The organism is Microcoleus sp. FACHB-1515, assembly GCF_014696105.1.
Classification (GTDB): Bacteria; Cyanobacteriota; Cyanobacteriia; order Elainellales; family Elainellaceae; genus JAAUTJ01.
Genome location: NZ_JACJPO010000052.1, coordinates 83,700 through 105,236 on the forward strand (window position 1 = coordinate 83,700; position 21,537 = coordinate 105,236).

The window sequence follows — 21,537 nt, forward strand, 5'->3', positions numbered from 1 at the left end:
AACGTACCCCGACAAATCTTCCTTGTGGCAAAATTCAATCTTGCTGTTTCTGCTTCTCAAGGCGAATTTTGCGAGTTACGACTCCTCTCCCGCATGATAGGAACTGCGGACTAGCGGAGCAGAGCGGACATGTGAAAAGCCCATTTCGCGTGCAATGTTGCCCAGTCGATCGAATTCTTTTGGCGTCCAATATCTCTGCACAGGCAGATGCAAAAGCGAAGGACGCATGTACTGCCCGATCGTGACGCGATCGCAATCGATCGCCCGGAGATCTCGCAAGGTTTCGATAATTTCAGCCTCCGTTTCACCATGACCGACCATCAAACCGGACTTGGTGGGAATCGTGGGATCGATCGATTTAACCGTTTGAAGGACTTGGAGAGATCGATCGTATTTTGCGCCGCGCCGGACAGGAGCTTGCAGGCGACGAACCGTTTCAATGTTGTGGTTATAGCAGGCGGGTCGGGCGCGAACGACAGTGGCAATGCGATCGATTTGTGAACCGTGACCGCCCCAGAAATCCGGCGTCAGAACTTCGATTTGCGTGTCGGGATTGGAATTACGAATCGTCTGCATCGTTTGTGCGAACCAACCTGCACCTTGATCCGGCAAATCATCCCGCGCAACCGAAGTCAGAACAACGTAGCGCAAACCGAGGAGGGCAACTGATTCTGCGACTTTTTGCGGTTCGTCGGGGTCGAGCGGCATCGGAGCGTGGCCTTTATCGACCTGACAAAAGCCGCACGATCGCGTGCAGGTTGGTCCCATCAGCAGAAACGTGGCGGTTTTTTGGGCGTAACATTCGCCGCGATTTGGGCAGCGGCCTTCTTCACAAATCGTGTGAATCTGCCGCTGCTTGATGACTTGCTGAACAGTAGAAATTTCGCTGGCTTTGCCGATCGAGCCTTTCAACCAAGTAGGCAGTTTTTCGGATGGCGGTTCGATCGGGCGGCGAGAAGAAGTCGGTGGATTCACAGCAAATGGAAGACGATCGGGACTGTTTCGATTCTAATGAGCAATCTGGCTGTGGAGAAACTTGGTAATTTGGGCTATCTAATGAAAGTGTGGCGTTTGCCGCAAGCTGAAGTCAGTCGATCGCAGCAACGCTGCCAGCAGTTAAACTAGTTGCTGTTGGCGCAAGTTAGCCCGATCGCGGCTTCTCGCTGCTTTGCACTCTACCTTGGCTTTGCTCCATCCCAAATTGCAGGAGAAAAGCTTTCGATCGTTCCAGTCACTTCACAGGAGTCCGTTGTGGCAAGTCACAAAATTCTCGTCATTGATGACAGCCGAGTCATTCGCAACATGGTACGCGATATGTTGCCGAAAGGTAACTTTCAAGTCCTGGAAGCCAAAGACGGAGTGGAAGGACTCAACGCCATTCAGCAAGAGCGGCCAAATTTGATCATGCTCGACTTTCTGCTGCCGCGCTTGAGCGGTTGGGAAGTGTTTCAAAAGATTAATGCACAGGCGAATTTGCGAGCGCCCTTGGTGCTGATGTCCGGTCGCAAAGAAGAAGTGACCGAAAAAATTCCCGAACCGTTCGAGTATTTCGAGTTCATCGAAAAGCCGTTTGAGCAGCGCGAACTCGTCGAGGCGATTCGATCGGCAATGGCGAAGTACAAGAAATGGCCGCAGCCGACGCCTGCACAGGTCGCCACCGTCGCCGACGCGGGCAGCGCAGATGTTGCCGCGCTCAACCAAAAGGTCGAAAAAATGCAGGCCGAAATTGACCTGCTCAAAAAGCAAATGGGTCAGCTTTTGACATTCATTCGCCAGAAGTTAAAGTAGACCAACAGCAAGTTCGTTTGACTCAAAGTCAGCATGAAATCCGATTTGCACAAGGGTCAACTCGTTACTTGGAAGGACGACCGAGGTTTTGGATTCATTCAGCCCAGCGAGGGCGGCAAAGAAGTTTTTCTCCATATTTCTCAGGTGAAAACCGTAACTCGCCGTCCTCAAGTCGGAGACACAATTTTCTATCAGTTGGCAACTGATCAAGCTGGCAAAATTTACGCCTCTAACGCTCGAATTGTTGGAGCAACCGCCCAAGCTCTGGCAACCAGTGCCAGCGATCGCCGCAACGAACCACTTCATCTTCAACTTGGATTGAGGTTGCGCTGCTGTCTACGTTGCCTGTAGGGGGAGTGATTCATCTGGCATTAACAGCGGTCAACTCAATTCCGCTGCTTTTGTACTGCGTCATGAGTCTGCTGAGCTTTGCGCTGTATCGTGACGATAAATATCGTGCTGAGCAAGGCAAATGGCGAGTTCCAGAAGGCAATTTGCTTCTGTTCGACCTGCTGGGTGGCTGGATCGGCGGCTTCGTTGCACAGCGAACGTTTCACCACAAGATCAGCAAGACCTCATATCAGTTTTTGTTTCGATCGATCGTCGCTCTCCACCTTGCTTTTTGGTTTGACTCACTCCTCTTGAGTGAAGCGCTGTTGAAGTTGATCGGGAATCGTCTTTTAATAAGTTGAGGAGTGCGATCGCACTTCTACTCCAGCTCGCGCCGACCTTCCAATGCCCGCGCCAGCGTCACCTCGTCGGCATATTCCAGGTCGCCGCCCATCGGCAAACCAAAAGCAATTCGCGTCACTTTCGTAAACGGCTTGAGCAGTTGGCCGACATACAGCGTTGTGGTGTCGCCTTCAACGCTCGGACTGATCGCCAAAATTACTTCTTTAATGCTCTGCTGGCTGACGCGCCGGACGAGCGAAACAATGTGAAGCTGGTCGGGACCGATGCCGTCCATCGGTGAGATCAAGCCGCCCAAGACGTGATATTTGCCGCGATATTCTCGCGTTTTCTCCAGAGCGATTACGTCACGCGAATCGGCAACGACGCAAATCGTGTTTTGATCGCGGCTGGGCGATCGACAAATTTCGCAAACGGGTTCAGCCGAAAAGTGAAAGCACACCGAACACAGGCCGACTTGCGATCGCGCCTCGACAAGGGCTTGAGCCAGCGCATGAACTTCGGCTTCGGGGCGTTTGAGGACATGCAGCGCCAGCCGTTGAGCCGTTTTGGGGCCAACACCAGGCAAGCGCTGAAACTGCTCGATCAAGCGAGCGAGGGGGCGTGTGTAAACCGTGAGTCTTCCTCCAATTCAACCCAAAGCTTGATCATAGCGACTGGTGGCGCACTGGTGCGATCGCATCCACAGCCGAACTTGTTCGCCTTGCCGAACTTTGGCAGCAGCAATCTCCGATCGATTAGCGAGAAAGGAAAATCGATTTTTGCTGCCGCAGCCACAGAACCGCAATCAGCACAACGGCAACCATCGGTAAGCCCGCCCAGTTCACCGCATACCAGCCCATCTGCTGGAAAACCGTGCCTGAGAGCATTGTTGCCAGGGCGACAAAGGCGAACATGAGAAAGTCGTGCAGGGCTTGCGTTTTGGCACGTTCTTCCGGCTGATAGGTTTCGGTGAGTAGCGTGGTGGAGCCGATATAGAGGAAGTTCCAGCCGATGCCAAGGAGGAGGAGGGCGATCGAAAAATTCACCAGTCCCGATCCGAGCAGATTCATTGCCAAACACATCAAGCTCAGCACGCCACCCACACCGATGATGTTCAGCACGCCAAAGCGAGCGATCAGATAGCCCGTGAAAAACGACGGGGTGAACATGCCCAGGACGTGCCACTGAATCACCAGTGCGGCTTCTTGGAACGGATGTGCCTGCGCTACCATTGCCAACGGTGTTGCCGTCATCACCAGCACCATGACGCCATAGCCCAACATGCTGCCCAAGATGGCGACGAGGAAGACGGGCTGCTGAACAACTTCTGGAATCGATCGCCCCGAATAGCCCCGCTCTGCTTGAGCAGGACGCGGCATTTTCAGCAGCAGGAGAACGGCCAGCGAGAGAATTTGCAGCAGGGCGATCGCCGCGTAGGAACCTGCAAAGGTTGCGGTCAGAGCATCTTTTGACCAAGTGGCAAGCTGCGGCCCCAACAGAGCAGCGATCACCCCGCCTGCTACCACCCACGCGATCGCCTGCGATCGAAATTTCTCGCTGGCAATTTCGGCAGCGGCAAAGCGGTAGAAGCCGACAAAGCCGTTGAAGCTGCCAAACAAAATGGTGGAGAAGCAAAACAGCGGGAAGTTGGCGGCAAAGATGGCTGCGATCGCCAAACTTGCTCCAGCCAAACCGATTAAAACGCCGACCATGAATCCAAGCTGTCGCCCGATGCGCTGCATCAGCAAAGAAGCGGGAATCGTGGTGAGCATTGTGGCAATTTGTAGCAGAGCTAGCGGCAGTGTTGCCAGTGCTTTGTTGGCCGCAAGCGACTGACCAACCAGTGCAGCAGTGGTAAACAGCACAATGCTTCCGGTCATGGCGAGTGCTTGACACAAAGCCAGCAGCAGCACTTTGGCGCGAGGCGTATCGATCGACATCACAATTCCTGCAAAATGAGTGGAAATCAAATCGTAGACGTTTTAGGGTGACGCATTGCGATCGCCCAACGCCTGAGCGATCAGGGCTTCTGCTTCAGCCGGGTTGGTGTGAATCAGCATCAGCAACGCTTGAGGATCAAGTCCAGCTTGAGCGGCGTAGTATTTCAGTTCGCTGATCACTCGCGATTCTGACTGGCGCAGATACATCGATAAGCAGTTGAGCGCTTGCGTTTCGCGGGGCTGTTGGCGAAAGAAGGCCAGGGCTGAAAGCAAAGCATCTTCATAAGCGGATGGCGGCGAGAGATGCAGCGGATTTCCAATTTGAAAGCGCATGATTTGGGTTGAGAGTAGCCGGACAAAATCCAATTTTAGGAATGCCTGCCTCAATAAGATCCATTGATTTTGCCAACGGTCTCTAAAAGCAAAACTGTAGACTGAGTTTTAGTGCAGCGATCGCGAGGTGGAGCAATGAATGCGGAACGTCAGCAGTGGCTAAAAGACAATACGCTGCTCGGATCGCTCTCGAATGTCGCTTTGGCGGCGATCGCTGAGGCCGTTTCGATCGAGATCGTTCAGGCAAATCGCCGTCTTGTCTTGGAAGATACGGCTCCGCCTGCGCTCTACATTCTCAAAGACGGACATCTTGAAAGCTATCGCACCAGCCCGACGAGTGCGGCCAACGCGACGAGCTTGCTGGCGGGCAGCGTCCTCTGTCTGCGTGAACTGCTGCTCGATCGACTGGCGGAACAAACAATCATCACGCTGACCGAGTGTGAACTGTGGACGATCGATCGCTCGAAGTTTGAGGCGATCGCCCAGCAGTTTCCCGAAATTGGCCTGACGGTTTCGCGTCAGCTTGCGGCTGAACTGAGCGAAATTTCTTCAAAGCTGGCGTTTGAGCAAGCTAGACAAACGGCTTTGCGGCCTTATCTAGTTCCAAAAGTGCGGCGCGGCATTGTTGGGTCGAGTCGGTATGCGGTGCGATTGCGAAGTGATATTAAAAAGGCGGCAAGCGATCGCCGTCCGGTTGTGATTTTGGGCGAGCCAGGATTGGGAAAAGACAACATTGCCGCGCTAATTCACTTTGGGTCGAGCGATCGCCACGAGCCGCTGATCAAGGTGAACTGCGACACGTTGCAGTCTAGTGGCGCGGATTTGTTTGGGCGCGTGGGCGGCAAACCTGGGCTGCTTGAATGGCTCGGCAGGGGAACGCTGATGCTCAACAACATGCAGGATTTTCCGATCGAGCTAGAAGCCAAACTGATTCGTCTGCTGGAAACGGGTGAATACACACCCATTGGTCAGCCGGATGCCACTGTGAAGCGATCGGAAGCTCGAATTATGTTGACAACCGAGCGATCGCTGCCCAAGATCGATCGCAAATCGCTGATCGGCCATTCGATCAAAGTGCCGCCGCTGCGGGTGCGAAAAGCAGACATTGCCGCGCAGGTGAAGTATTACCTCAGCTTGATTGCGCGATCGCGGGGCATTACGCCGCCGGACGTTGCCCCAGAAGCGTTGCGGCGACTGCAAGGCTACGATTTTCCCGGAAATTTGGCAGAACTAGAAGGTTTGCTGGCACGGGCGATCGTGCAGTGCGACCGCGCTGCTGTCCTCACCGAAGAAGTATTTTGGTCAGCGAGTACCCGCAGCAAACGGTTTCGCGTCAATTTGCTCAACACATATCCGCGTCTGCGGCAGTTTTTGCGGAGCGACTGGTGGCCGGATCGAATTAACTATGGCTTTACCTTAACGGCGTTTGCGATCGTCGTTGCCATCTTGTTTCTCGCACCGCAGTCTCGCGACTCTAACATCGGGCTAAATCTATTTTGGGCGTGGTGGTGGCCGATTATCCTGATCGGATTTCCGTTTGTTGGGCGATTGTGGTGTGCATTTTGTCCGTTCATGATTTACGGCGAACTGGCGCAGACCATTTCGTTGAAGCTGTGGCCGCGTCAGCTATTGCCTTGGCCGCGTCAGCAGGCAGAACGATGGGGCGGCTGGTTTTTGTTCGGCCTGTTTGCCTTGATTTTGCTGTGGGAAGAGTTGTGGAATCTCGAAAACGTTGCGTATCTGTCGGCCTGTTTGCTGCTGCTCATTACCTCCGGTGCGGTGATCTTTTCGCTTTTATTTGAGCGCAGGTTTTGGTGTCGATATTTGTGTCCGATCGGTGGCATGAATGGATTGTTTGCGAAGCTGTCGATCGTGGAACTGCGAGCGCAGCAGGGCATTTGCTCGGCCACCTGCACGACCTATCAGTGCTACAAAGGCGGGCCGCAAAAAGGCGAAGGCATGGAAACGAATGGCTGTCCGGTCTATTCGCATCCGGCGCAGCTTCAAGACAATCGCAACTGCGTGTTGTGTATGACCTGTTTGAAGGCTTGTCCGCATCGATCGGTCGAACTGAATTTGCGGCCACCGGGCATTGAACTGTGGACGACGCACACGGCAACAGCCGCAGAAGTCTCGCTGTTATTTTTGCTGTTTGGCGCGGTTTTGCTGCATCGTCTGCCAGAAATTGAGGCGCAGTTTGGCTGGCAGTTGGGACTTGAAAATTTTGGCGTTCATGCGGGCGTTTCGATGGTTGCGCTGTCGGTTCCGGGTGCGATCGCTCTAACTGCCCATGCCATTCTGCAACTGGTCGATCGCGCAGCGCCGGAACGGTATCGCCTCAAGCCCAAACCGTTTCTAGAACTAGCTTATGGATATCTACCGCTTGTGTTGGGCGGCAGCTTGGCACACTATCTCAGATTGGGTTTGACGGAAGCGGGGCGGGTTGTGCCCGTGACGCTGGCAACCTTTGGCCTGTCGAACGTGGGAATGCCTGTGGCGGTGGCTGACCCGATCATCATTGCTTTTTTGCAGGGTGTGACGCTGATTGTTTCGGTTTGGCTGAGTGTGCTGCTGACTCAAAATATTGCGCGACAGCCGATCGCGAATTTGCTGCCGCAGCATTTGGCAACCCTGGCGATCGGGTGTTTGTTTTGGAAGTTGATTGTGGGATGGTAGGAAAATGGAACTGGGGCTGTGATGTAGTACCTGCCGCCCTGCTCACCACAGTTAAACGCGATCGAGAACTGGTAGTTTGTGCGGAAGATGGAATGGAGCAGCGCTGAGATGAGTTTGATAGCTTCCGCGTGTGTGGATGCTGCTTGTCGGCATTGTCCGATCCTCCAGTCGTCGTGTGATGCAGCTAGAATCGATCGACGCTCGGAAATAATGCCGGATCGATCGCTCTTGCTGCCTCGCCACAGGTGCGCGGCGTAGGAAAGATTTTTTCGGGGTTGGCGAGTCCTTTGGGGTTGAAGGTCGATCGCACCCACTGCATCGTTTCGAGATCCGTTTCGCTGAACATTTCCGGCATGTAGCAGCGTTTATCTGCACCGATGCCGTGTTCGCCTGAAATGCTGCCGCCGACCTTGACACAGAGTTTGAGAATTTCACCGCCCAGTTCTTCAACCTGCTCAAGCTGACCGGGGATGGCGTTGTTGTAGAGAATGAGCGGATGTAAATTGCCGTCTCCGGCGTGGAAAACGTTGGCGACCGGATATCCGTGCTTTTGGCTGAGCGCTTCGATTTCGGCTAAAACTTCTTGAAGTTTCGTGCGGGGAATTACGCCGTCTTGCACATAGTAGTCAGGGCTGATTTTTCCCATTGCAGCGAAAGCAGCTTTGCGGCCTTTCCATAAGGTGAGGCGTTCGATCGAATCGGTGGCAATGCGAATGTTTCGCGCTCCATTTTGGCGGCAGATCGCTTCGACGCGCTGACTGTTGGCTGCGACTTCGACTTCTAATCCGTCCAGTTCGATCAGCAAAATTGCAGTTGCGTCGCGCGGATAGCAATTGGTAGCGACGACATCTTCAACCGCGTTGATGCTGAAGTTGTCCATCATTTCCATGCCGCCCGGAATGATGCCCGCGCTAATGATATCGGAAACAGCTTGTCCTGCCGCTTCGACGCTCGTAAAGTCCGCGAGTAAAACGTGAATCGCTTCAGAAACTTTTAAAATTCGCAGGGTGATCTCAGTGGCAATACCGAGTGTGCCTTCTGAGCCGACAAATAATCCGGTAAGGTCGTATCCGGGCGTTTCAGGAATTTTGCTGCCGATATCCGCGATCGATCCGTCGGGCAGAACCACCTTCAGCCCCAAAACGTGATTTGTCGTCACCCCATATTTGAGACAGTGAACGCCGCCGGAATTTTCAGCGACGTTGCCGCCGATCGAACAGACAATCTGACTGGACGGATCGGGCGCGTAGTAAAATCCGGCTCCGCTGACCGCCTGCGTTACCCAGTTATTAATGACTCCGGGCTGCACAACGACTCGCTGATTTTCCAAGTCAATATCAAGAATTTTCTGCATCCGTGCGGTCACGATCAAAACGCAGTTTTCGATCGGCAGTGCGCCGCCCGACAATCCGGTTCCGGCTCCTCTGGCGATAAACGGAATGTTGTGGCGATCGCAGATTTTGACGGCGGCGGCAACTTCCTCGGTCGTGCGCGGCAAAACTACGACTTGGGGACGTTGGCGATAGCTGGTCAAACCATCACACTCATAGACAAGCAGTTCTTCACGCTTGGCAATCACGCCCGCTTTGCCGATCGCAGCTTCAAACTCGCGGACGATCGGTTTCCAGTCTCGGTGAAGATCTTGAGCAAGCATAAAGTATCAGAGGAACTACTGAACCAACATGAAATATCAGAGAAATTGACTAGTCAAATCATAAAGATTTGAAAGTGCTAATTGCTCAAAGTCACCCCATCATAATTGTAGGGTACATCGGCAGAGAAGTGTATCCCCCGAAACTTTTTTCACACTCCTAACCCGGTTAAGAAACGGTAAATCCCTGTAGAAGCACGTGACCCTGAATTGTTGGAACAGTTAGATTCTCAGTAGTTCTCTGGATGAAATCCCGCCGCTTCTGGTAGACCTCACCAACAATCGTTTATGAAGAATAACACTGTGCCCCGTATTACTTTGGGGATGCCCGTATACAACGGAGCAAAGCATATCCGTGAAACGCTCGACTCGATCTTGGCGCAAACGGTAACGGACTTCCGTTTAGTGATTAGCGACAACGCCTCAACCGATACAACAGGTGAGATCTGTCGCGAATACGCTCAGCGAGACGATCGCATCCGCTACTATCGGCAGTCAGAGAATCTCGGTTTTGTTAACAACTTCAATTTCGTTTTTCAGCCTGAGGGATCGCCCTACTTCAAGTGGGTTGCTCACGACGATTTGCTGAAACCTACCTATTTGCAGCGGTGCTTGGAACTGCTTGAACAGGACGACTCTCTGTCGATGGCGCACTGCATCACCCTGCAAATTGATGAACAGAGTCAAGAAATCGGCAAATACAATAATTTGCGGCTCAGTGGCGATCGAGTCCGCGATCGCTTTTGGGCAATTTTGTGGACGATTGACATCTACGAAGTTTATGGCGTCATGCGATCGGATCTGCTCACCAAAACGCAGCTAGCGGGTAACTACGTGGGTTCCGAGCGGACAATGCTGGCGAAAATGCTGCTGCAAGGCAACATTGGCTACGTTGAGGAAGGGCTGTTTAGCCGTCGTGACCATGCAGGTGCTCAAACCGCAATTCATATTCAGGCTCGGAACGCCGGAAACTACGCAGTCATGCGTAAATGTCAAGCGCCCAAGTCAAAAGTTCCCCGCGTGCTTGCACCTGTGGTGCGCTTTGGGAAGTACCTCGAAGCAATTTCGATGTTTTCCATGCCTGTGGGCGATCGCCTCGCCTGCTTGAAAATGCTCACGGAGTGGGTCATTCACCGCACCGTAGAAAGTGCAACAGGTAATACTGAGCGCTACCGCTACAAGTTCTATGCTGACCTGTGGGCAGCCGAGCCTGTCACGACCGAACAAGGCTCTGTTGAGCCACAGACTGATGCTGCCGAAGAACAAGAGCGCAAGGAAAGTACCGCTGCGTTGCTTTCTGGTGCTCCGGTGCTGATGTGTGAAGCGACTGCTCAACTCACACCATTTGCACAGCCGTTGAGCAACGCAAAATTCTAAATTCGTGCTGTCGGGGTGCACGCAGAACTCGCTTCACTGCGGTGCAGTTTTCCATCTACAAGCTTGACGTTTAACTTATATTTTTGTCTCCGTGCCTTGGTGCTGGTGCGGAGAAACTGCTGTATTGGGGTGCATCATTTCAAGGCGGCGATCGCTGTCCAACCGCGTTCCAAACCATCTTGGCCTCAGAAGCGATCGACTCGATCGCTTCAAGCAAAGCCTGAACTCTATCGATTGAATGAATCGATAGAGTTCTACTTTGTCTTAATCGAAGTCATTGCAATTCTTAGAAATTTATTAATCGTGAGCTAATACTGAACTGAAATTCTAGAAGGTAGGTGCGATCGACTCCACAATTTCACGGTTGCTAGTCGATCGAAGCTGCGAACATTCGACTCAGGTTGCGCTTGCAGCAATCTAGGTTGGCGTAGCGCGAACGGATTCGGGATGCATTTCGATCCCAACACCAGCAGGCTGCTAGGAATTTAGCTGACCTAATAGCGGCTGGAAGTTGCGATCGCGTTAATTCGTCGGTCATCCACATTATCTACCTTCAAATTCAGAAGACATGACAGGCAATCACGTCATTTTTATTCATCCCGACGGAACCAGTCCGGCAACTTTTGCATTTGCGCGGTTTGTCGCTCAAGGCCCAGATGGTCGGCTTAACTGGGACAACCTTGATGAGGCGCGAGTTTACCTGGGGCACATGGAAGACCAGCTTACGGGCACTTCCAATGCGGGCGCTGTCACTCACGCTACCGGAGTGAAAGCTTATGCCGAATCGTTTGGCCTGGAAGTGGTTCGGGACGCCAACGGCAATCCCACTGTTGGCGCCAATGGCCGCGCCCTGGAAACACCGCTGACGGCTTTGTCGGGCAAGCAGCAGACGATCGTGGAAGAAGCCGTCGCCGCCAATAAAGCAACGGCTTTGATCAACTCTGGCGCGATCGCAGAACCGGGTACAGGTGCGTTTGTGGCACAGGTCGGACAAACCGATGTTCCTCCGGGCTTATCGGGCTTTGAGAATTTTCCGCGATCGCAATTCGCCAAGATTACCGAGCAAGTGGTGCGATCGGGTGTTGATGTGATTTTGGGCGGCGGCTTGGTCAACTATCTGCCTGTTGGCACTCAGCCGCCAGCCGGAGCGACCTACGCCACCTCCGCCGCTCAGCTTGATGCCATTTCGAGATCTGCCAGTCAGCGTCCGAACATCAACCTGATTGAACTGGCACAGTCGCTCGGCTACACGATCGTTTATACCGAAGAGCAGCTTAACGCCGTTGTTGCCGATGGCCGCACGACAAAAGTTCTCGGTATCTTCGCCAATGAAGACACCTTTAACGACAACGTTCGTACTGGCACGGGCAACCTCAGCGGCGTTGAGGAAAATTTGATTGCGACCGGAAATGCTCCCTACGTGCCTTCTGCGCCGACGGTGGGCGAAATGCTGGCAGCGGCGCAAACGCTAATGGAGCGCAATCCCAAGTTTCAAAATGGCTCGCTCACCGTTTTGGAAGAAGAGGGAACCGACAACTTCGGCAACATCAACAACGCAGCGGGAATGCTCGAAGCGCTGCGGCGGACGGATGGCGCGATCGGTCAAGCCTTGGCGTTTCACGATCGCCATCCCAACACGCTGATCATCACAGCGGCAGACAGCGAAGCGGGCGGCTTACAGGTTCGCGATCCGCTGCCTGCGGGCAATGTCGGCACGGTTCCCGCCAACCCGACGAACATTCCCGGTCAACCATCGGGCGCGTTCAACAATCCGCTAGATGGGCGATCGGGTTCTCGAACCGAGCCGTTCACTTCAGCCCCAGACGCGCAGGGCAATTCGTTTAACTTTGGCGTCGGCTGGGTTGGTACGCCGGACTTTGCAGGCAACATCGTCACGAAAGCGCACGGTTTGAACGCCGATACGCTGCCTGTGACCGTAGACAACACCGACATCTACCGCGCCATGTACTTGACGCTGTTCGGGGTCGATCTGCCTGCTCGCGTTGCCGATGCCCCTGAAGCGCCTGCCGCCACCAGCACAACGGGCAACGTGATCTTCTTCCATCCCGACGGTCACAGTCCGGCGATGTTTGGCGCGGCTCGCTTTGTCAGCGAGGGGCCAGATGGTCGCCTCAACTGGGACAGAATGAGCAACACGGGCGTTTATCTGGGACATTTGACTGACCAGTTGACTGGTGCTTCAGATGGCAGCGGTGTCGTTCATGCCAATGGCGTCAAGGTGTTCCAAGATTCCTACGGCCTGAACGAAGACGGTAGCCGTGTGACACCGTTCTCCGGAAAGGTGGGCAGCACGATTTTGGAAGAAGCTCGCGATCGCGGCAAAGCCGTTGTCATGATCAACTCTGGCCGCATCAGCGAACCGGGATCGGGCGCATTTGCTGCTGAAGTGTCCAGCCGAGGCGACAACAACGAAATCGTCCGCCAGCACATCATGGAGTCGGGCGCTCAGGTGATCATGGGCGGCGGCGAACGCTGGATGCTGCCGGAAGGCGTGGCCGGACGTTTTGGTGTGGGTGCGCGGACGGACGGGCTGAACCTGATTGCGGAAGCGCAGCAGCTTGGCTATCGCGTGATTTTTACCCGCGAAGAACTCGCGACGATTCAACCGGGCGAGAAAATCCTCGGCGTGTTTGCCTGGGAAGACACCTACAACACCGCGACCGAGGAAAACTTGCAGGCGCGAGGCTTGCAGCCCTACGGTCAGCCCGGAAATCCGAATCCGCCGACTGTGGCCGAAATGATGGAAGGGGCACTGCGATCGGTTCGCAACGCGCCCAACGGCTTCTTCATTGCCTCCGAGGAAGAAGGAACCGACAACTTCCCCAACAGCAACAATGCTGCCGCCACGATTCAGGCGACGCTGCGAGCCGATGCTGCGATCGGAGTTGCCCAAAACTTCGTGAACACGGTAGACCCGAACACGATGATTTTGACAGCCGCAGACAGCGAGGCGGGCGGCCTGCAAGTTTGGCAGCCGACTCCGTTCGCTCCGGGTTTCCCCACCACGCCGCTACCGACCACGCCCACCATTCCCGTCAACCCGACGAATGTGGGAACCAACCAAAATCCGCTAGACGGCCAAAACGGTCGGCTGGCTCCCTGGACGGCTTTCCAGTCGCAGCCGAGTCTGGATGGCGCGATGGGTGGCTTTGGCATCGGCTGGGTCGGAACGCCCGACTTCCCTGGCAACATCGTCGCCAAATCCTACGGCTTGAACGCCGATCGCCTCCCCTCGACGCTGGACAACACCGAGATCTACAAGCAAATGTACTTCTCGCTGTTCGGTGAACTGGGTGATTCCAGCGCGATCGACGGCACGTCCGGAAACGACACGCTGTTTGGCAATTCTTCCGATGAAGCGTTCATCGGTGGCGGCGGCAACGACATCGTTTATGCCGGAGAAGGCAACAACCGTGTCTACATCGGCGTGGGTAACAGCACCGTCTATGTCGGCGCAGGCAACGATGTGGTCAGCACTGATGACGGCAACCAAACGATCTACGCGGGAGAAGGTAACAACCGTCTCTCAGTCGGTCGCGGCAACAGCACCCTGTACGCCGGAGCGGGCAACGATATCATCAGCCTGCTGGGTGGCAACAACACCGTCTACGCCGGAGAAGGCCGCAACGTGATCACGGTGGGCGCGGGAACCGATACCAACGCCGCAGGGGACGATCGCATCTTCACCGGAGCAGGCAACGATTACATCAACGCCAGCGGCGGCAACAACACGATCTACGCCGGAGAAGGCGCAAACAACATCGTGACCGGAGCGGGTGACGACCTGATCGATGTCGGGGCGGGCGATGACTTCATCCGCGCAGGCGCAGGCAACAACACGATCTACGCCGGAGAAGGCAACAACACGATCGCCTCGTCGGGCAACGACTTGATCTACATTGGGTCGGGTCGCGATCGCCTCCAACTCGGACGCGGAACCGGAAACGCAACGGTGATTACCTTCAACAGCGCGATCGATCGAATTGCGCTGGGTGGCGGCTTGCAGTTTAGCGATTTGTCGATCGCCCAAAACGGCGGCGACACCACGATCAGCGCAGGCAGCGATCGACTTGCCACCTTAAAATCGGTGCAGGCTAGCTCGATTACCAGTTCTGTGTTTGCCTAATCGCTTGAATTAAAAGCTGTGCGATTCGTAGGGGCGGGATTTTCTGCTCCTACGATTTCTTTTGCAACGGTTTGTTGAATCAGCAACGTAAAATGATTAACACGCTAACGATCTGCTGCAATCGCCGCTTCGATATCAATGCCTGATTCATCTTCAAACGCTGAATTTCTTCAGCAATGGCGATATGCCCTTGCGCCTTACAACCTGGGATACAAGCTGAAACTCGCTTCTCAACTGATGTATCGCGATTTTCTAGACCGACTTGCGCCCTACGGTCTGACCCCGTTTCACTATCTGGTTCTCTGCTGTTTGTGGGAGGAAGATGGCCTTTCGACAACCGGAATTGCGGACAAACTGAAGCAGTTAGGCGCAACTTTAACGGGAGTCGTCGATCGCATGGAAGATCGCAATCTTGTTTACCGAGAACGCGACTCGATCGATCGCCGGATTGTCCGAGTCTGGCTGACGAATGAAGGAAAGCAACTGATGAAAGTGCTGCCTCCACTGGGCGCGGAAACGATTCAATGCGCTACGAATGATCTATCTGAAGCAGAACAGACAACGGTTTTGAAGCTGCTCGATCGAATCATTGAAAATTTTTTATAGTGTTTTTAGCTCGATGAGCTTGCTTTTTTGAAAATTACTTCATATATTAACTATCAATACGCTGATTTTTTGTTCTGCACAGCTTGAATTCGTGCAGGCTCAACGTTTTGCGGCTTTCAATTACAACAATTCAGGAGGACAAATGCCAAAACTTACTATCCATCAGAAAAACTGGCTGCTGTCAGCACATATTGGTTTTGCAGCACTTTGGACAGGAGCCGTTTTGAGTATGTTTCTGCTGTCACTGAGAAACACCCATTCAACTGATGCAGAAGTTTTGTACACGCTGGATTCTGCAATTACGCTGCTCGATGACTGGATTGTGATTCCTGCTGCGATCGGTTCAGTTGTGACCGCAACTTTCCTTTGCTGGGTAACAAATTATGGCTTTGTGAAATTCTACTGGGTGATTACAAAATGGATATTGACAACTGGACTGGTCATCTTTGGCACGTTCTGGCTATTTCCCTGGGGCAATGTTGCGGCTAGACTTTCTGGCCGCGAAGGGTTACAAGCCCTTGAAAATCCGATCTACACTTTTGATGCAAAAGGTGTGTTGCTAGGGACAATCATTCAGGTGCTTTTCCTATTTGTGATCATTGGAATTTCAGTCTTGAAACCTTGGGGAAGACGACCCACTCAGGCAAAGAACCAAACAAGTTCAAATTAGTCAAATCAGCATCATATTTCACCGCTGACTTGAGCCGTTCTAACTGAGTCAGCGGTGAAGCAAATTTTGTAACGAAAACTGAAGGGTGATTTATCTTTCTCGATGATTCGATCGAGAAACTTCACGATCGTCCATCGGGTCGCAAACCTGCGTACAATGGCGATCGCAAGCGTTGTCGAGGTGAACTGTGCCGCAGGCCGTTGGAGTGATTGAAACACTAGGGTTTCCCGCTGTGCTGGCGGCGGCGGATGCGATGGTGAAAGCGGGACGGGTGACGATCGTGTATTACGGCATTGCCGAGCGGGGCAATATGCTGGTTGCCGTTCGCGGCGGTGTGCAGGAAGTCAAAGTGGCAATGGATGCAGGATTGGCGGCGGCAGAAAGCACGTTTGGCGGCGAGGTGATGGTTCACTACATGATCCCGAATCCGCCCGAAAATGTCGTTGCCGTGTTGCCGATCGACTTCACCGATAAAGACCTACCGTTCCGCGTTTGAAATGCCCTCATCCCCTAACCCCTTCTCCCCAAGGGAGAAGGGGGACAAGAACCGGATCGGAAGTCCCTCTCCCTTGGGGAGAGGGATTTAGGGTGAGGGAAAGGCACGTACAATAAAGCTTGGGTTTACTTCGTAGAACTTGGGAGAGAGTCATGTCGTCGGTTGCAGTTGGTTCGCTTGAAACAAAAGGATTTCCCGCTGTGCTGGCGGCAGCAGACGCGATGATCAAAGCAGGTCGCGTCACGCTGGTCGGATACATTCGCGTCGGGAGCGCCCGCTTCACGGTCAACATTCGCGGCGATGTGTCCGAAGTCAAAACCGCAATGGAAGCGGGGATCGCCGCAGTCGAAAACGTCTACGGTGGAACCCTCGAATCCTGGGTGATCATTCCCCGTCCGCACGAAAACGTCGAAGCCGTCTTGCCGATCGCCTACAGCGACAGCGTGGAGCGCTTCCGCGATGCCGTCGAACAGCCGCGCATCATTGGCCGACTCAACGGCAGCAATTCCTAATACCGCTCAATTAGCAGCTTCACTTCGTCGGCAAGGTCGATGTTTCGCATCGCTTCCCACTCGGCACGGCGAACGGCGAGGAACGCTTTTGCGAGGTCGGAACCCAGCGCATCGAGCAATACTTGGTCTTGGCTGAGACGATCGATCGCTTCGCCTAAATTCGTGGGGAGGCGATCGATCTGGCGAAACTGACGGTCATATTCGCTCAAATCACCCGGATCTTGATTCACAGGTTCACCGAGTTGGAGATTGTGGCGGATGCCGTCGAGTCCGGCTGCGATCGTCCCTGCCATTGCCAGATACGGATTTGCTGTCGCGTCAACGGTTTTGAGTTCGATGTGCGTTGGGCTGGGAGCGATCGGATTGCTGGGTACACGCACCGCTGCTTCGCGATTGTCCACCCCCCAACAGCGAAACGCCCCGCTCCAGAAGTGCGGCTGAAGGCGGCGATAGGAATTCGGGCTGGGCGTGGTGATTGCCATCAGTGCGGGAAGGTGATGCAAAATTCCGGCAACAAAGGCGCGTCCGATCGAACTCAAGCCGTTCTCGCTGGGAAACAAATTTTCTCCGTCGCGCCACAAACTGAGATGCAAATGACAGCCGCTTCCTGCTGCATCTGCAAAGATTTTCGGCAGAAAAGAAGCGCGGAGATGGTGTTGCAAAGCGACGCCGCGAACGGTTTCTCGAAACGCAATTTGGCGATCGCAAGCGGCCATTGCATCCGTATAGCGAATCGCGATTTCATGCTGTCCCCAACCGGATTCAGGATAGTAGCGTTCAACTGGAATATTCTGTGCAATTAGTGCTTCGGTAATGTCATTAATGACGGCGTAATTGAGATCCATGCCAAGCGTCGCGGCAAAGACCGATCGATCCACCGGAGTCAGCGAATCAATATCTTTGAACAGATAAAACTCATTTTCAAAAGATGCTTTCGCCTGCAAACCAAAGGCAGCGAGAGCGCGAATCGATCGCCTGAGACACTCACGCGGACACAACGCCCAAGGCCGACCATTCACCACCAAATTGCCGATCACGCGAGCATGTCCGGGCGCGTAGGGCAAAGCATTGAGCGTTGACCAGTCGGGGATCAGCCATGCTTCGCCCACTGGAGTCAGGCCACTATCGGGAGCCAGCGCATCGTACATGACGGGGATCGCCTGCTGTGCCATTGCGATACCGATGCCAGTCGATCGATGCGCTTTCAAAAATTTGCGATGAAACGCTTTGCCGCGAATGATGTTGGCATTGTCGCACCACAAAATTCGGACAAAGCGAATCTTTTGAGCATCCAAAAATTTAGAAAGCTTGCTCATTCAGGGCGCAGGTGGAATCGTAATGTCGATCGATTCGATCGGTCTGCCTAACTCGCTTAAAGGTGGACTAATCGCGGCATTATTTCCCACAACCAGCGTTACAAGCTGCTCTGGCTTTAGATAGGTTTCGGCAGCGATTTGGACTTGTTCGGCTGTGGTTTCTTCCACCTGTTTTTGATAGCGGAAAATGAAGTCGGACGGATAGCCGTAATATTCGTAGCGCATCAGTCGAGAGAGCGTTTGGGCGGGCGTTTGGAAGTTGAAAATAAACGCATTTAGAACTGAATCTTTGGCGCGATCGAGTTCTGCTTGACTCACTAATGTCGTCCGCGCTTTTTCGATTTCTGCACCGAGCGATCGAATAAACGGAACAGTCGCTTCCGATCGCGTTTGTCCACCACCAACGAACAAGCCCGGATAGTCAAAGCGCGGACTCCAAAAAGCGTAGACAACGTAGGCTAAACCTTGGCGCGATCGCACTTCATTCACCAGTCGTCCGCCAAAGTTATTTAGCACTTCATTCAGCACAGACAAAGCGGCATGAGCCGGATTATCTAAGCGTCCGCCCAAGTGTCCGATTTGAATCGTACTTTGGGTTAGCTGCGGCTGATCGACCAGGAAAATTTTGCCTGCTTGCGCTTGATTGACGGTCGGTAATGTTTGTTCTTGCGACAGGTCGGGGTCGGGTTGCCAATCACCAAAAGCGGCTTCAATTAGCGATCGCATCTGAGTCGGATCAAAATCGCCCACGATGCCCAACAGCATATTGTTGGGGTGGAAATAACTGCGGTAGAAGTTGACAATATCCTCGCGGTTGATGTTAGCAAGCGAGGCATATTCGATCGTGCGGGCATAAGGACTTTCTGCGCCGTAGATCAACTTTTGAAATTCGCGTCCGGCAATTTCGTCAGGGTCGTCGTTGCGTCTAGCAATGCCGCCCGATCGCTGCGTTTTTGCCAGGTCAATTTTGTCTTGTGGAAACGCAGGCTGGCGCAACACTTCCGCAAACAAATTGAAGACTTCCGGCAAATCTTCGGTCAGCGATCCGAAACTGGCCGACCCAACAGCAATATCGATCCCGGTTTCAACCGAGGCGGCTCGCTGTTCCAATAGTTGATTGAGTTCATCGGCGGAATGCTCGGTTGTGCCGCCGCTCCGCATCACTTCACCCACAATGCCCGCCAGTCCGACTTTATCGGCAGGTTCCAGTCGATCGCCCGTGCGAATCATCGCTGACCCGCTGACGATCGGCAGTTCGTGATCCTCCATCAAATACACGACTAGCCCATTCTCCAACTCAAAGCGAGTGTAGTCGGGCAATCGGACTTCGGGGGCGGGTGCGAATTGCAGTTCAGTATAGTGGCGCGGCGTGTCGGCCAAAGCGCGATCGCGACCCCATCCAGTTAGCGTGATTGCAAAGACTGCGATCGCCATCAGCAAATAGGCGATCGTCCGATTTCGACGCGGCATTTTCAAGAACTCCTATGAATTGGGTTGCGGTTCAGCCGTAGGCAGTAGGCGGCCTACCGTGCGATTTTCGGCGCGAAAGGTCGATCGCGCCACGCGCTGCACATCTGCGGCAGTCACAGCTTCGATCGCCTTGAGATCGTCAAAGAGATTTCGCCAGCTTCCGGTTTTGGCTTCGTATTCGGGCAGCAAACTCGCCATGCCTTCGTTGGAAGCCAGCGTGTAGAGCAGTCCGGCGCGGGCTTGCGTTTTGATGCGATCGAGTTCGTTGGGCGAAACCAGTTCGGTTTTCAGCTTTTCGAGTTCGGCTGCAAAGGCGGTGGCGATCTCGTCAACCGTGTGACCGGGAGCAGTGAGAGCGTAGATCAGCATCATCGTGGGGTAGCGATCGCCCGGAAATCCGTTCGCCGTTGCCACATCAAGGGCAAGCTGCTGTTCTTGCACGATCGATTGATACAGCCGCGAAGTTCGTCCACCGACCAGCAAGCCGTCGATCATCTGATACACCACGTTGTCGGGATTGGTGATCGGTGGGCGGTGATAGCCTTCGAGATACCAAGGTTGGCTGGGCAGTTGCAGCGTGAATTCTCGTGGTTCGGTTTGTGCAATGTCGGCAACGGTTAGATCTGGCGCACCCGATCGCGCCTCATACCGACCAAAGTAAATCTCGGCCAGTCGCCGCACTTCGTTGGGATCAACATCGCCAACAACGGCAGCAACGATGTTATCTGGCGTGTAGTAGGTGTCAAAGAGTTCCTGAATGTCGCGGCGGGTCATGTTCCGCAAGTCTTCTTCTGTACCAATCACGGGACGACCATAGGGATGATTGGGAAATCCAGTTTCGAGGAAGGCTTCGATCATTCTGCCGATCGGGGAGTTATCTGTTCGCATCCGGCGCTCTTCCAAAATCACGTCTTTTTCTTCGTAGAATTCGCGAAAGACCGGATCGAGAAAGCGCTCAGACTCCAGCGACATCCACAGTTCCAGCTTGTTTGAGGGAAAGCTGTAGAAATAGCGCGTTGCATCTGCGGAAGTGGTTGCATTCAGACCGACGCCGCCCGCCTGCTCGACAATTTGTCCGTATTCGTTTTGCTTCACGTACTGCGCGGCTTCTGCCCGGACGCGATCGAACTCCGCCTGAAGCCGATCGACGCTTGCCGTATCGTTCGCCGCTCTTGCCGCCAGAATTTGATCAAATAAGGCATCCATGCGATCGAGCAAGGGTTTCTCGGCTTCATAGTTCGTCGTCCCAATCCGCGATGTGCCCTTAAATGCCAAGTGTTCTAAGTAGTGCGCGGCTCCGGTTTTTCCCATCTCTTCATAGGCTGCGCCGATGTTCACATAGGTCATAAACGAGATCACCGGAGCTTGATGCCGCTCCAGCACGATGAACTTCATGCCGTTGTCCAGCGTAAATTCCGTGACGCGATCGACCACGCGATCAAGATACGGTTGAATATTCGGTTGGGCAAACGCACTCAGCGGCCAACCGCCCCAAGCAAACAGGCTCAGCAGCAAACACAGCAGCGCAGTGACGTGACGAACAAGGACGAAACGAAATTGCTTCATAGCAGGCGATCGATCAACACTATCCAGCATAAAGATTTTTACGAACATCAGCGGATGACGGAGCTTCCACCGCTGGGGAAGCAATCTTGTTATATTTCTTAACAAAACCTGTTGAGTCAACCGATGGCACGGCGAACCTACACCACCGATCTTCACAGTTGGGACGATGCCCAAGACCTCGATCGCATCGTGATCGACAAGCGATCAATCAAGCGAGCCACCCCTGCCAAAGGTCGCCGCCGCAATCGCCGCTACGAAAATCAATTGCTGAATGCTCAAACTCAGAACATCGATGAGTTAGAGGAACTGGAGTGAAT

General features: G+C 53.8%; 20 protein-coding genes. 12 read left to right on the forward strand and 8 right to left on the reverse strand.

Annotated features, from left to right (window positions below; translation table 11 throughout):
- Positions 1 to 75: 75 nt before the first annotated feature.
- Positions 76 to 975, reverse strand: coding sequence for a lipoyl synthase (lipA, locus tag H6F67_RS17555; RefSeq protein ID WP_313926853.1), 900 nt, complete (start codon positions 973 to 975; stop codon positions 76 to 78).
- A 276-nt stretch (positions 976 to 1,251) separates the two neighbouring features.
- Here lipA and H6F67_RS17560 point away from each other — a divergent pair, with 276 nt between their 5' ends.
- From H6F67_RS17560 to H6F67_RS17570, 3 genes are read left to right on the forward strand one after another with little or no spacing between them, the layout of a single operon-like run.
- The gene (locus H6F67_RS17560) at positions 1,252 to 1,788 is read left to right on the forward strand and encodes a response regulator transcription factor (RefSeq protein ID WP_190767993.1); all 537 of its coding nucleotides are present in this window, start codon (positions 1,252 to 1,254) and stop codon (positions 1,786 to 1,788) included.
- Positions 1,789 to 1,821: 33 nt separating this feature from the next.
- Positions 1,822 to 2,139: a cold shock domain-containing protein gene (locus H6F67_RS17565; protein ID WP_190767915.1), complete on the forward strand. Its 318-nt coding sequence runs from the start codon at positions 1,822 to 1,824 to the stop codon at positions 2,137 to 2,139.
- A gap of 5 nt (positions 2,140 to 2,144) precedes the next feature.
- On the forward strand, positions 2,145 to 2,480 hold the full coding sequence (locus tag H6F67_RS17570) for a DUF1294 domain-containing protein (RefSeq protein ID WP_190767916.1): 336 nt from the start codon (positions 2,145 to 2,147) through the stop codon (positions 2,478 to 2,480).
- Positions 2,481 to 2,497: 17 nt separating this feature from the next.
- Here the strand turns inward: H6F67_RS17570 and recR are convergent, their stop codons facing one another.
- The 3 genes from recR to H6F67_RS17585 form a co-directional block, all read right to left on the reverse strand.
- The gene (gene recR / locus H6F67_RS17575; protein ID WP_190767994.1) at positions 2,498 to 3,109 is read right to left on the reverse strand and encodes a recombination mediator RecR; all 612 of its coding nucleotides are present in this window, start codon (positions 3,107 to 3,109) and stop codon (positions 2,498 to 2,500) included.
- Between the two features lie 106 nt (positions 3,110 to 3,215).
- Positions 3,216 to 4,430, reverse strand: a complete 1,215-nt coding sequence (locus H6F67_RS17580) for an MFS transporter (protein ID WP_199304484.1) — start codon at positions 4,428 to 4,430, stop codon at positions 3,216 to 3,218.
- 12 nt (positions 4,431 to 4,442) lie between these two features.
- Positions 4,443 to 4,733, reverse strand: a complete 291-nt coding sequence (locus tag H6F67_RS17585; protein WP_190767917.1) for a hypothetical protein — start codon at positions 4,731 to 4,733, stop codon at positions 4,443 to 4,445.
- 135 nt (positions 4,734 to 4,868) lie between these two features.
- Here H6F67_RS17585 and H6F67_RS17590 point away from each other — a divergent pair, with 135 nt between their 5' ends.
- Positions 4,869 to 7,409 (forward strand): sigma 54-interacting transcriptional regulator, encoded by a 2,541-nt coding sequence (locus H6F67_RS17590; RefSeq protein WP_190767918.1) that lies wholly within the window; start codon positions 4,869 to 4,871, stop codon positions 7,407 to 7,409.
- A 184-nt stretch (positions 7,410 to 7,593) separates the two neighbouring features.
- Here H6F67_RS17590 and glcD read toward each other — a convergent pair whose 3' ends face one another.
- Positions 7,594 to 9,063 (reverse strand): glycolate oxidase subunit GlcD, encoded by a 1,470-nt coding sequence (gene glcD / locus H6F67_RS17595; protein ID WP_190767919.1) that lies wholly within the window; start codon positions 9,061 to 9,063, stop codon positions 7,594 to 7,596.
- A gap of 285 nt (positions 9,064 to 9,348) precedes the next feature.
- Here glcD and H6F67_RS17600 point away from each other — a divergent pair, with 285 nt between their 5' ends.
- The 7 genes from H6F67_RS17600 (at position 9,349) to H6F67_RS17630 (ending at position 16,868) form a co-directional block, all read left to right on the forward strand.
- Positions 9,349 to 10,437, forward strand: coding sequence for a glycosyltransferase (locus H6F67_RS17600; protein WP_190767920.1), 1,089 nt, complete (start codon positions 9,349 to 9,351; stop codon positions 10,435 to 10,437).
- Between the two features lie 83 nt (positions 10,438 to 10,520).
- Positions 10,521 to 10,661 (forward strand): hypothetical protein, encoded by a 141-nt coding sequence (locus tag H6F67_RS17605; protein ID WP_190767921.1) that lies wholly within the window; start codon positions 10,521 to 10,523, stop codon positions 10,659 to 10,661.
- Between the two features lie 344 nt (positions 10,662 to 11,005).
- Positions 11,006 to 14,584: an alkaline phosphatase gene (locus tag H6F67_RS17610; protein ID WP_190767922.1), complete on the forward strand. Its 3,579-nt coding sequence runs from the start codon at positions 11,006 to 11,008 to the stop codon at positions 14,582 to 14,584.
- Positions 14,585 to 14,722: 138 nt separating this feature from the next.
- On the forward strand, positions 14,723 to 15,190 hold the full coding sequence (locus H6F67_RS17615; protein ID WP_190767923.1) for a MarR family winged helix-turn-helix transcriptional regulator: 468 nt from the start codon (positions 14,723 to 14,725) through the stop codon (positions 15,188 to 15,190).
- A 91-nt stretch (positions 15,191 to 15,281) separates the two neighbouring features.
- Entirely contained in the window at positions 15,282 to 15,860 is a 579-nt protein-coding gene (locus H6F67_RS17620; RefSeq protein ID WP_313926854.1) for a hypothetical protein, read from the forward strand.
- 187 nt (positions 15,861 to 16,047) lie between these two features.
- Entirely contained in the window at positions 16,048 to 16,356 is a 309-nt protein-coding gene (locus H6F67_RS17625; RefSeq protein ID WP_190767924.1) for a carbon dioxide-concentrating mechanism protein CcmK, read from the forward strand.
- 152 nt (positions 16,357 to 16,508) lie between these two features.
- Positions 16,509 to 16,868 (forward strand): carbon dioxide-concentrating mechanism protein CcmK, encoded by a 360-nt coding sequence (locus tag H6F67_RS17630; RefSeq protein WP_190767925.1) that lies wholly within the window; start codon positions 16,509 to 16,511, stop codon positions 16,866 to 16,868.
- Here H6F67_RS17630 and H6F67_RS17635 read toward each other — a convergent pair.
- From H6F67_RS17635 to H6F67_RS17645, 3 genes are read right to left on the reverse strand one after another with little or no spacing between them, the layout of a single operon-like run.
- Entirely contained in the window at positions 16,865 to 18,184 is a 1,320-nt protein-coding gene (locus H6F67_RS17635) for a glutamine synthetase family protein (RefSeq protein WP_190767926.1), read from the reverse strand. The two genes, H6F67_RS17630 and H6F67_RS17635, sit on opposite strands and share 4 nt — an antisense overlap.
- Positions 18,185 to 19,654 (reverse strand): pitrilysin family protein, encoded by a 1,470-nt coding sequence (locus H6F67_RS17640; protein ID WP_190767927.1) that lies wholly within the window; start codon positions 19,652 to 19,654, stop codon positions 18,185 to 18,187. It abuts the gene before it with no gap.
- Between the two features lie 12 nt (positions 19,655 to 19,666).
- Positions 19,667 to 21,220 carry a pitrilysin family protein gene (locus tag H6F67_RS17645; RefSeq protein ID WP_242020689.1) on the reverse strand — a complete coding sequence of 518 codons (1,554 nt, stop codon included), beginning with the start codon at positions 21,218 to 21,220 and terminating at the stop codon, positions 19,667 to 19,669.
- Positions 21,221 to 21,343: 123 nt separating this feature from the next.
- Between H6F67_RS17645 and H6F67_RS17650 the strand changes: the two genes are divergently transcribed.
- Positions 21,344 to 21,535, forward strand: a complete 192-nt coding sequence (locus H6F67_RS17650) for a hypothetical protein (protein ID WP_190767929.1) — start codon at positions 21,344 to 21,346, stop codon at positions 21,533 to 21,535.
- The last annotated feature ends 2 nt before the right edge of the window (positions 21,536 to 21,537 follow it).